Here is an 11,203-nt window from a genome sequence, read left to right as displayed (position 1 = left end):
TTTCCGGAATGACTTCAATATAAATCAGTAGGGCATAGATTTTATCATCAGTAGTCCAATGCTTCTCCTAAATCCAAGACGAATTGATTTCTTCTGTGTTGAGACAGATGGCAAAAATCCCTACAGGCACTTTTTATAGTGGGAGTACGTCTAGAAAGATAACGCTGTTGGTATACCAAATTTCTAGACAGTCATTTGTTAATTTATTTAGCGTATCAGTAATGATACCGTTTATTTCTAGCCAGTCCGGTAAACCAAAAGTACAGGGTGTAGTTAGACTCGCAAATTTTACTAAATAAATGTTATCAACTGAAGGAGACCTGCCATGCCAAAAAGACTTGTGCAAGCCGCCATCATCACTTTCTTACTCCATGTGATTGCAGGACTTAGCCCCAATACTCGACTTCAATCAAGGACGATTTTACCTTCAACAGAAACACCTGTGCAAATGATTAGTATGTTACTGCGTTCTCGCCATTAACAATCTTTCACTAATCTAATTAGGGTCATTTACCGATTAGCTGTCTCTTGTCATCCATCACCTAATCCCCTATATTTCTTAAAAGATATATATTTAGGCATTGAGATCAAGACTAGTAGCAGATAGACTGGGCAAATAAGGCAACTATCTGCACCTAAACCATGACTAATCGCCTGGCCCAAGCCCAGAGTCTTTACCTCCGCAAACACGCCGAAAACCCTATTGATTGGTGGTCTTGGTGTGATGATGCTCTTGCAGCAGCTAGGGCAGAAGATAAACCAATTTTTCTGTCGATTGGTTACTCCAGTTGCCACTGGTGTACTGTCATGGAAGGTGAGGCTTTTTCTGACCAAGCTGTAGCTGAGTATATGAATGCTAATTTCTTGCCTATCAAAGTAGACCGGGAAGAAAGACCAGACATCGATAGCATTTATATGCAGACCTTGCAGATGATGAGCGGTCAAGGAGGTTGGCCTTTAAATGTATTTTTGTCACCAGAAGACTTAGTCCCGTTTTATGCTGGAACTTACTTTCCTTTAGAACCGCGCTATAACCGTCCTGGCTTTTTGCAAGTTCTGCAAGCACTTCGCCGCTACTATGATACAGAAAAAGAGGATTTGCGCCAACGTAAAGCTTTAATTGTAGAATCGCTTTTAACCTCTGCGGTTTTACAAGGGGAGGTTACACAGGAAGCTGAAGCACAGGAATTGCTGCGGCGAGGTTGGGAAACTAGCACAGGCATTATTACGCCAAATCAGCATGGTAACGGTAATAGTTTCCCGATGATTCCCTATGCAGAATTAGCATTGCAGGGAACTCGATTTAATTTTGAGTCTCGCTATGATGGTCAACAAGTTTGTCTTCAGCGAGGACTAGATTTAGCTTTGGGTGGGATTTATGACCATGTGGCTGGCGGCTTTCATCGCTACACTGTTGATCCCACGTGGACAGTACCCCACTTTGAAAAGATGCTCTATGACAATGGTCAAATTGTGGAGTATCTAGCTAATTTATGGAGTGCAGGTAGCCAAGAGCCAGCGTTTGCTAGGGCTGTATCTGGTACTATTGAATGGCTGCAAAGAGAAATGACTGCACCGACTGGTTATTTCTACGCGGCTCAAGATGCTGATAATTTTATCAATCCTGGAGAAAAAGAACCAGAGGAAGGGGCTTTTTACGTTTGGAGTGACGCTGAACTAGCACAATTGTTAACACCAACAGAACTAACAGAGTTACAACAACAGTTTACAGTCACCCCTAACGGCAACTTTGAAGGTAAAAATGTATTACAAAGGCGCAATGCAGGGCAGTTGAGTATAAGTTTAGAAGTGGCATTAGGTAAACTGTTTACGGCTCGTTATGGGACTCCGGCTGATGCACTCCAGACTTTTCTCCCAGCACGGGACAACCAGGAAGCCAAAACTGTAAATTGGCCAGGACGCATTCCTCCAGTCACAGATACAAAGATGATTGTGGGTTGGAATAGCCTGATGATTTCTGGTTTAGCCAGGGCTGCGGCTGCATTCCATGAACCGGAGTATTGGGAGATAGCAGCACAAGCAGCAAACTTCATTTTGGAGCATCAGTTTGTAGATGGGCGTTTTCACAGACTGAACTATGAAGGTGAAGCGACTGTAATGGCGCAGTCTGAAGATTATGCTTTGTTTATTAAAGCATTGCTGGACTTACACCAAACTCAGAACCCACAGCAATCTTTGTGGTTAGAAAAAGCGATCGCTCTCCAAAAAGAATTTAATGAGTTTCTCTGGAGTGTAGAATTAGGTGGCTACTTCAATACAGCCAGTGATGCTAGTCAAGATTTAATTGTGCGTGAACGCAGTTATGCTGATAATGCTACACCATCAGCTAACGGAATTGCGATCGCTAACTTAGTCCGTCTAACATTACTCACCGATGATCTCCATTATCTAGATTTAGCCGAGCAAGGTTTACAAGCTTTTAATAGTGTGATGCAGCAAGCACCCCAAGCTTGTCCCAGTTTATTTATCGCTTTCGATTGGTATCGTAACTGCACCTTGATTCGCAGCACTAGTGATAAAATTAACTTATTGCTGCCCAGATACTTACCCACTGCTGTCTTGACTGTCGTATCTAATTTACCCGCAGATAGTGTTGGTTTAGTTTGCCAAGGTTTAAAATGTCTCCCCTCAGCCGGGAATTTTGAACAGTTATTACAGCAAGTGCAGCAAAGTCAGATTAGGGCGTGAGGGGTGACAAAGTAGACAAACTAGAATTTTCTCAGCACTCAAAACTCACAACTCAAAACTCAGCACTCAGCACTCACTACTCATGACTCAGCACTCATCACTCATCACTACTATTGTCTTAGCTGGTGGTCAAAGTTCTCGGATGGGTGAGGACAAAGCTTTGATTCCCGTTCAAGGTGTGCCATTGTTGCAAAAAGTTTGTGGTATTGCTGCAAGTTGTGCTGATACTGTTTACGTGGTGACTCCTTGGCCGGAACGCTATCAACATTTAGATTTACCTCATTGCCAGTTTATTCGAGAATCACCCCATACCCAAGGGCCTTTAGTAGGTTTTGCGCAAGGTTTGACACAAGTACAAACCGAGTGGGTTTTGTTACTTGCTTGTGATTTACCAAAGTTGCAAATTGAGGTATTGCAAGATTGGATAGCAAGACTTGATAGTGTAGATGATGATGCGATCGCAGCTTTAGCTCATCACTCAAAAGGCTGGGAAGTGTTGTGTGGTTTTTACCGCCGTCGTTGTTTACCGCAACTATCAGAGTTTATCAATCAAGGCGGGCGATCGTTCCAAAAGTGGCTGCAACATTATCCCGTAGAAATTTTACCCTTACCAAATCCAGATATATTGTTTAACTGCAATACACCAGACGATTGGGCTTTGCTGAAAGATTGAGGCTCAAGGTCTTGATTAATTATTGAATATACTGCTATCTTGCACCATTTTCAATAATCGTTGGGCAATGCCTACAACGTAAAAATAAGAGTTTGAGCTAATTTTCAGCATTGCCAACCGTACTTGTATGGCAATAAAACGAATGGTGCAACCGCTAAGTATAATAAAGAGTGCTGAGTTGAAAGTGCTGTCAGAGGTAGCGCGGCGTTTAGCCGATGCTGAGTAAGAAAAAGAGGAATCAGCACTCAATAATAGGCACTGAGTGCGGTAAAAAAAATACTTCGATTCATTTCAAATAAATTATTATTTGTGATCTATACAACATTACTTTCTCAGTTTATTCCTGTATATTAAGTACAGCTTTTCTCAAAAACCTTGTATACCTCCAGGCGAGTAGCACAATCATCTGAACATTTTAGGGGATTTTAGCTGATGTGTATCTCGCCCTTTTTTTGCATTTAAGTTATTCTGAATAGTGAACCGTGGGATGATTTAGTTACTTCCTTCCCGTTTTTATATGCTTCGTCCTTGGATATCATCTGTTTTAGCAATTCTATTGAGCATCACTCTAAGTGCTTGTACCACTGCAACTAATCAACAACCACAAGCACAGGTCAAAAATAATACTGCAATATCTAATAATTCTCCACATTTAGCAACAGTCACAGCCAAAAGAGTTGTCACCCTTTCCTCTTTGACCACGGATATTATCTATCAACTCGATAAAACTAAACTTGTCGGTATTACTGGTAGCACTCTATTTAAAAATGACCCAAGCTTCCAAAATTTTCCTCGTGTGAGTGAGGGTCAAAGTCCGCCAAATTTAGAAAAAATTGTGGCTCTCAAGCCAGATTTAGTCATTGGTACAGCAGGCTTTTCTAACCAAGTAATTCAAAGACTTGAACAATTAGGAATTCGCACTTTGTTGACGCAAGTGAATAGTTGGGAATCTTTAGAAGAACTAACTAAAAAACTTGCCCAATTAATTGATGTCAATCCTCAGCCTTTGTTAGACCGTTATCAAGGTTTTCTACCAGATAAAGTTAATCAGAGTCCTACTACTTTATTGCTGGTAAGTATTCAACCAATTTTATCACCAAATAAAAACAGTTGGGCTGGTGATTTGCTAGAAAAATTCCAAGCTAAAAACTTGGCGACAACACTACAGGGAAAAAGCCCCATTGCTGGTTATGTAACACTCTCGGCTGAGAAAGTTATCGAAGCAAATCCCGAAGTAATTCTTGTAGTTAGTCCGCCGGGAAGTTCTCTAACATCTGTGTTAGATGCTTTTAAAAAAGAAGCTTTTTGGCAAAAATTACAGGCGACTAAAAATAATCGCGTCTATGTCTTTAATTATTACGGATTAGTCAATCCAGGTAGTATAGATGCTATTGAACAAGCTTGTGGTCAGCTTAAAAAAGACTTATTTAATAATTAGTAATTTGTACGTAATTACTTAAAGACTTAACATTATAATATTACTCAGTTTGTAGTGATGACTTTAGTCCTTATTATTAAATTAATTAGGATTAAGTAAGTCGGTGGGAATAAACCTAACTATGTTAAGTAATATAAAGTTATTGTGATCGAATTCGTAGTAAGGACTTTAGTCCTTACTACAAACCTTTCATTATTTACGCCGTTCTACTTACTTAATTTTATAGGTGTAGAAAATGGGTGTTTGAAGACACGATTAATCGTGTCTATACAGTTAATATTTAACTGATTTTGGCGCAACTGAAATATTCTGATTAGATTTTATATAACCGTCAGTTAAACTTCGGAGATACAGACCACCGACCGTCAGTAGAAACGTCATATATCCTACTGCTTGCACGAGATAGAGATGTTCTCTGTAGCCAAATAAAGATTTGAGAATTACACCAGGAAAGCGTTCATCAGGCAATATTTTACTAGTATCCCAAACCATTGGCCCCAAAATACAAGAAGGGTTGGGAGTAAAGTGTTGGTAATAAAAACACAAACTTTCTGAGGCACGACTTCTATGAGCAAGTTGAAGCACAGCAGTGTCAAAATTATGCAATGCAGAAACAACCAAACCAGCAACAATCAAGACTAACAAAACGCCCATTACTTGAAAAAACTGGCGAATGTTGATTTTGATACCTAATACAAATAAACCCACACCTATTGCTACTGCTGCTATAAGACCACTAATAGCACTAATAGTAGGTATTATGAGACCCTGTTGAAAATATTGTGAAATCAACAAAACCGTTTCAAATCCTTCACGGACTACGGCAACTAAAATTAAATTAAAAATGCCCCAACCCACATTGGCATTTTTTGTTAATGTATCTGTTACAGCACCTTCAACTTGTGCTTTCATGAATCTAGCTTGTTTGGTCATCCAGATGAGCATCCAGCTGAGCATGGCGATCGCTAATACACCAAACACACCTTCAAATGCTGGCTCAATTACTTCTATATATTGGGGATAAGCTTTACCTATTGCTTGAGTTACCCAAGTCAATAGCACACCTATCAAGGCGCTGAGGGCTATACCAATGCCAACACCGGCGTATACCCAACGATTGAGGTGGGGTTTTTTGGCTTTTTTTAACAAAGCTAGCACTATACCAATAACTAGAGCAGCTTCTACGCCTTCTCGGAGTGTAACAAAAAAATTCGGTAAAAAAACACTAAAGTTCATGGTGAGTTATTAGTACTCTGTTATTACATGGCAAGTAATCAGTAATTCAGTTGTCAGCCTATTTACTGATTACTGCTCTCTGACTATTTACTATTAACTGAAGTCGCGCAGCATTTTTTTCAGTTCAAGATTATGCATCTCTTCCTGCCCAATCATGTTACGGGCAAACTCTTCCAGATAAATACTAGCATTAGCAACAGTATCCAGCAGAGCTTTATACATTTCCAATGCTTTTCTTTCGTGGTTTAAGCTTTCTTCCAAGATATTCTTGACAGAATGCTTAAAAGATTCTTCCATTGGAGTGATTCTCAAGGTAGGATGTCCATCTAATCCTGTGAGAATTTCTCCTACTTGTTGAGCATGAAGTAAGGATTCGCTAGCTTGAGCTTTGAAGAAAGCCACAATAGGAATACGATTAGGGCCTGTCACCATCAGGGAATAGTGTGTGTAGCGCACTACTCCTGCGAGTTCAAATTCCATGATGGCGTTTAATAAGTCGATTGTCTTTTTTTGATCAAGCTCTTGCATTAGTCGTTAATTACAATTACGAAGGGAGAGTTATGAGTAAGGGGTTATACCAATTCAAAATTCAAAATTTTCGCGTAGCGTCCCGCAGGGAAGAAAGCCAGATTTTACCAGGGTTACTGAGGAAAGGATCTGTTGCTGAATTTTGGAGAATTGGTTTTACAGGTTTAAAAGTCTAGTTTTAACTTTTAAAAATCACCTTACTGCTCACTCATTTTAAACTCCTTAGTTTGTGGCTTATAGTACTTCACAATACTATCTTTGTGCTTTAGTGCTAGATTGATCAATAACTTTTTGCGAGTTGAGTTCAATCGTTCTCACCAGCTGAGTTACTTCATCTGGTGTTTTTACGGGTTGAGTTGGTGGAATAACGCTAGGCCAAACTGTCGTCAGTTCAGTAAAACTAGTTTCAATGGTTTTGTGTGCTTCGGGATTGCTTTGTGCTACTTGAGTAGCAATTCCTTTATATAGTTCTTGAGCGTAGATGACAAAGCCGCGAGAGTCTTGATATTCAATTGCTTCTGCGATTTTACCATTGGCGATCGCCGCCCCATATTCGGAGTTGGCTGCATCCAATAAGCTGTTAATCACTTGCAAGACAAAACCAGGTTTGGTACGTTGCGCTTCTGGTAAAGCTGCGATCGCTCCGTCTACTGCTTCCACGGAGGCGGTAAAATTAGTCTTGACTTTGGCATTCTTAGGGTTAGATTTCACTAATTCTTGTAAACCCACCAAAGTTGTCTTAAATTCTTTGACTTGGCGTTCATTGAGTTGCTCTTCAACATCAATGTAAATCTCTTCTACTGGGTGTCCAATATGCGGTTCAGCCTGTTTTGCTTGATTATTATCCAGCAGTTCTTGGGCTACTAAAAGATGACCTTTCATTAAACCCATTTTGGTCATGTAGTCAACATCTTTGGCTTCACCTGTTAACACGACTTCTTGAACAGTCACGATGTCTTTAATTTGGTCGAACTGTTCCTGAGTTATGACTTTTTTACTGACTAAATCTTCAGGACTTCCATAGGGACGGCTAGCTTGAATCTTGTTTGATAATGCTGGAACGCCCAACTTAGCTTCAAATTTATCTAACTCTGACAAGATAGCAGTATTGATATTAATTCTTGCTTTCCCACTATGGCTACTGTGGGTTATGGTCTCTGTTGCCTGGCTAGTAACAACTGGCTGGGTATTATCTGCTGTTTGTGTACCTCCAGTACAAGAACTCAGGGAAACGATTGCACAAGCAGCAACGGCTAAACAGATATAGCGGGGTTTGATCATGATATTGATTTAAGTAGAAAAACTTTGAGAATTGTTAGTGATAACTTTAAATTGACCCATGCAGCCATTTTCGGCGATCGCATCTTGATGGGGATGGAACATATACTTACCGGGATAGCGAAATGCAAACTCTAAAATATGCCTTTCTGCGACACCCATTGTGATCACATCGGTTTTTTCGCTGGGTGTCATTGTCATCCCAGAACGATACACATCAAAAAAGTTGGCGTGGAGGTGAAACGTTACCGCCGGATCAAATTCAATAATATTCAGGACATACAAGCGAATTAACTGATTTTGGTAAATCTGGATGGGATGGTGCATATAGTGATGCGGTAGCCCGTTGAAAGCGTAATATTCATTACGGTTATCATCATTTACGTCATACCCAGCCATCACTAACACTATTTCATCAGCCGGGGGACGAGGTGTAGGGGGATCGATAATAAACATTCCATACAACCCCTTAGCAATGTGGCGAGTCACTGGTTCAATGTGACAGTGGTATAGGTGAACGCCATAGGGTTCAGCATCAAATTCATAAATGGTTGCGTTACCATTAGTTACTGGACGTACACCGTCCATGTCTGCCGGATGAACGCCGTGAAAATGCAAAGAGTGGGAATGTCCCGCTTTATTCAGAAATAATATCCTGATGCGATCGCCTTGTTTAGCTCGCAGCGTTGGCCCTGGAATGCGATCGTTTAAATCCCAGATGTTGTAAGATACCGCACTATTGAGTTCAATAACAGAAGTACCCGCAGTTAATTGGAATTCTCGGATAGTACGCCCATTTTCTTGCTTGATAGTTCCATAATCAAACTCTCGGAGCATTTTCATGGGGTGCGCCACATTGTCAGAGTCATCCATTTCCATTGATGGTATTTTGACTATTGACTGACTTTTGCTATTAAGGGTATGCACTAGCGCAGTTGCACCTACTACGCCAGCACCACACAACCCCAGTTTTAAAAATTGGCGACGACTCCAAAGTTCTTTGTTACCCAGGGTGAAGTTATTGGGCATGAAATTCCAATACAATCAAGTTGCAAACTATTTTCAACTACAGTTGTGTATAGTATAGGACTTAAGATTTGTTGTCAATAATTCTCAAGAGATTGAGGGTGAAAATTTAAACGCGGAGAGTTTTTTATTAATTAAACTATTTAAGTAAATATATTTAATTGAAACTAAGTTTTTATACTTGTAAATTAGATCGTTGGATTTATTGATAAAAGCTGTAAACCCTTTCCCCCTGCACCCATGTGCTATTAATATGCAAATTAAATAACAGGTCATTTTAATTGCAATGCTGTTCATGGATGAGGCACTGTCTGGAATTTTTAATTTTTACTTGTGAATGGTTGGCTAGGGTATATGCTGGTTTAAACTGTTTTGTTAAACTAAAATTTTTGAGGTATAAAGTGTGCTGAGAATGCTTCTCACATCAAAACGCGCTTCGCTCATCTTGATGGGAGTTTTGAGTTTTTATCTAGTGGTAAGTGCATCTAGACCGGCTTATGGTATGCACATCATGGAAGGTTATTTACCAGCACAATGGGCAATTTTTTGGTGGTTGGTGGCTTTACCGTTTATGGTTTTAGGAGTGCGATCGCTAACTCGCATTACTCAAGCTAACCCAGAATTAAAATTACTCTTAGCTTTGGCAGGAGCTTTTACTTTTGTCTTATCAGCGTTAAAATTACCATCTGTGACTGGTAGTTGCTCTCACCCTACAGGTACAGGTTTGGGTGCTGTGTTATTTGGCCCTTTGGCTATGTCGGTGCTAGGAACGCTAGTTTTATTGTTTCAAGCATTGCTGTTGGCTCATGGTGGTTTAACAACACTGGGAGCAAATGCTTTTTCAATGGCGATCGCTGGTCCTTTTGTGGCTTACTGGATTTATCATTTGACACTCAGGTTAAGTGGTAAGCAAAAAATTTCCATCTTTTTAGCCACCGCTTTAGCAAATTTGCTCACTTACATTGTTACTTCTGTACAACTTGCGCTAGCGTTTCCTGCACCTGTGGGCGGATTTGTGGCTTCTTTCGCTAAATTTGCAGGAATTTTTGCGATTACTCAAGTCCCCTTGGCTATTAGTGAAGGATTGCTAACGGTATTGGTGTGGAACTGGTTACAATCCTACAGTCCTCAAGAATTAGAACTATTGAAATTAATTAAACGTGAGCCTCAACCCCATGAATCAATCTAAACAAGGAATCAGTAATTGGCTGTTATTGCTGGGAGTAATTATTTTATCAGTCACGCCTTTAATATTTTTACGTGGAGCAGAATTTACAGGTGCAGATGGACAAGCTGAAGAGATGATTGGGGAAATAAAACCTGAATATAAACCTTGGTTTAAGCCTTTATTTGAACCACCTAGCGGAGAAATAGAAAGTTTATTATTTAGCTCACAAGCTGCTTTGGGTGCAGGGATTATTGGTTATGCAGTTGGTTTATATAAGGGACGTTCCCAGCAGCAAAGGAATAAGGAATGAGCCTGCAAATAGATACACTGGCTTACACGAATAAGTTACGGCGATTAGCACCAAAGCAGAAGTTACTGTTTGCGATCGCCTTACTGATTATCTCCAATTTTGCTCATCCACCAGTGCAAATCCTAATTGCGGTTTGGATGAGCATCTGGACAATATTTTATGCAGGTATTCCCACAAAAATTTATCTTAAATTAGTCTATATACCGATTCTTTTTTGGCTAACAAGTTTACCCGCTTTAGTAATTAATGGTGTAGAGATTAACCAATTAAATTTAATTCAAAATGATGCTATTACTGGCTTTAATTTTGGTTCTTATTATTTGTATATTAGCAGTCACGGCGTTGAGCAAGGATTGAGAATTTTAACGCGAGCGATCGCTTCTATTTCTTGCTTGTATTTTGTGATGTTAACTATCCCCTTTACTGACTTATTACAAACTTTAAGACGGGTAGGTTTACCCGTACTCATCACGGACTTATTGTTACTAATGTATCGGTTTATTTTTGTCCTGTTAAATACAGCCTCAGAGTTATGGATAGCACAACAATCTCGTAGTGGCTACCGCACTTTTAGTCTGAGCATGAAGAGTTTATCTCTATTAATTGGACAATTATTTCAACGTACCCTAGAAAAATATCGCCAAGTTTCTCTAAGCCTTGAATCACGAGGGTTTAACGGAGAATTTCAAGTTTGGCATTCCTATCGCTATTATCTATCCAAGCGGTACGCAATGGAAGCAATTCTGGGATGTTTAATCTTATTAGAATTAGAATGGAAAATAGCTTTTTTATAAAAAATTGGCAAGCTGACAGCGAGCATTGATAAAAATCATTAGA

Annotated in this window: 12 protein-coding genes; 7 read left to right on the top strand and 5 right to left on the bottom strand. The window is 39.8% G+C overall.

Features of this window, described 5'->3' with window-relative positions; all coding sequences use genetic code 11:
- The first annotated feature begins 325 nt into the window (after positions 1–325).
- From ACM0OR_RS01480 to ACM0OR_RS01470, 3 genes are all read left to right on the top strand, one after another.
- On the top strand, positions 326–481 hold the full coding sequence (locus ACM0OR_RS01480; protein WP_190702475.1) for a hypothetical protein: 156 nt from the start codon (positions 326–328) through the stop codon (positions 479–481).
- Positions 482–642: 161 nt separating this feature from the next.
- Entirely contained in the window at positions 643–2,709 is a 2,067-nt protein-coding gene (locus ACM0OR_RS01475; protein ID WP_414574720.1) for a thioredoxin domain-containing protein, read from the top strand.
- A gap of 82 nt (positions 2,710–2,791) precedes the next feature.
- Positions 2,792–3,382 (top strand): molybdenum cofactor guanylyltransferase, encoded by a 591-nt coding sequence (locus tag ACM0OR_RS01470; protein WP_414574719.1) that lies wholly within the window; start codon positions 2,792–2,794, stop codon positions 3,380–3,382.
- A 15-nt stretch (positions 3,383–3,397) separates the two neighbouring features.
- On the opposite strand, the gene ACM0OR_RS01465 is transcribed toward ACM0OR_RS01470, so the two are convergent.
- Complete coding sequence (locus tag ACM0OR_RS01465) at positions 3,398–3,631, bottom strand: hypothetical protein (RefSeq protein ID WP_414574718.1); 234 nt, start codon at positions 3,629–3,631, stop codon at positions 3,398–3,400.
- 268 nt (positions 3,632–3,899) lie between these two features.
- Here ACM0OR_RS01465 and ACM0OR_RS01460 point away from each other — a divergent pair, with 268 nt between their 5' ends.
- Positions 3,900–4,820, top strand: coding sequence for an ABC transporter substrate-binding protein (locus ACM0OR_RS01460; protein WP_414574717.1), 921 nt, complete (start codon positions 3,900–3,902; stop codon positions 4,818–4,820).
- 273 nt (positions 4,821–5,093) lie between these two features.
- Here ACM0OR_RS01460 and ACM0OR_RS01455 read toward each other — a convergent pair whose 3' ends face one another.
- The 4 genes from ACM0OR_RS01455 to ACM0OR_RS01440 form a co-directional block, all read right to left on the bottom strand.
- The gene (locus tag ACM0OR_RS01455; protein ID WP_414574716.1) at positions 5,094–6,056 is read right to left on the bottom strand and encodes an FTR1 family iron permease; all 963 of its coding nucleotides are present in this window, start codon (positions 6,054–6,056) and stop codon (positions 5,094–5,096) included.
- Between the two features lie 93 nt (positions 6,057–6,149).
- Positions 6,150–6,584 (bottom strand): ferritin-like domain-containing protein, encoded by a 435-nt coding sequence (locus ACM0OR_RS01450; RefSeq protein ID WP_190702463.1) that lies wholly within the window; start codon positions 6,582–6,584, stop codon positions 6,150–6,152.
- Positions 6,585–6,836: 252 nt separating this feature from the next.
- Positions 6,837–7,865, bottom strand: a complete 1,029-nt coding sequence (locus ACM0OR_RS01445; RefSeq protein WP_414574715.1) for a helix-hairpin-helix domain-containing protein — start codon at positions 7,863–7,865, stop codon at positions 6,837–6,839.
- 9 nt (positions 7,866–7,874) lie between these two features.
- Positions 7,875–8,891: a multicopper oxidase domain-containing protein gene (locus ACM0OR_RS01440; protein ID WP_414574714.1), complete on the bottom strand. Its 1,017-nt coding sequence runs from the start codon at positions 8,889–8,891 to the stop codon at positions 7,875–7,877.
- A 445-nt stretch (positions 8,892–9,336) separates the two neighbouring features.
- Here ACM0OR_RS01440 and ACM0OR_RS01435 point away from each other — a divergent pair, with 445 nt between their 5' ends.
- Genes ACM0OR_RS01435 through cbiQ form a run of 3 tightly spaced genes read left to right on the top strand, consistent with a single transcriptional unit; the run spans position 9,337 to position 11,160 of the window.
- Positions 9,337–10,077, top strand: coding sequence for an energy-coupling factor ABC transporter permease (locus tag ACM0OR_RS01435; RefSeq protein ID WP_414574775.1), 741 nt, complete (start codon positions 9,337–9,339; stop codon positions 10,075–10,077).
- The gene (locus ACM0OR_RS01430) at positions 10,064–10,366 is read left to right on the top strand and encodes an energy-coupling factor ABC transporter substrate-binding protein (RefSeq protein ID WP_414574713.1); all 303 of its coding nucleotides are present in this window, start codon (positions 10,064–10,066) and stop codon (positions 10,364–10,366) included. The genes ACM0OR_RS01435 and ACM0OR_RS01430 overlap by 14 nt, the downstream gene beginning before the upstream one ends.
- Positions 10,363–11,160 carry a cobalt ECF transporter T component CbiQ gene (gene cbiQ / locus ACM0OR_RS01425; protein ID WP_414574712.1) on the top strand — a complete coding sequence of 266 codons (798 nt, stop codon included), beginning with the start codon at positions 10,363–10,365 and terminating at the stop codon, positions 11,158–11,160. The genes ACM0OR_RS01430 and cbiQ overlap by 4 nt, the downstream gene beginning before the upstream one ends.
- Positions 11,161–11,203: the final 43 nt, after the last annotated feature.

Source organism: Anabaena sp. CCY 9402-a (assembly GCF_963920945.1).
Lineage (GTDB): Bacteria > Cyanobacteriota > Cyanobacteriia > Cyanobacteriales > Nostocaceae > Trichormus > Trichormus minutissimus.
This window is presented reverse-complemented; position numbering and strand designations above follow the sequence as displayed.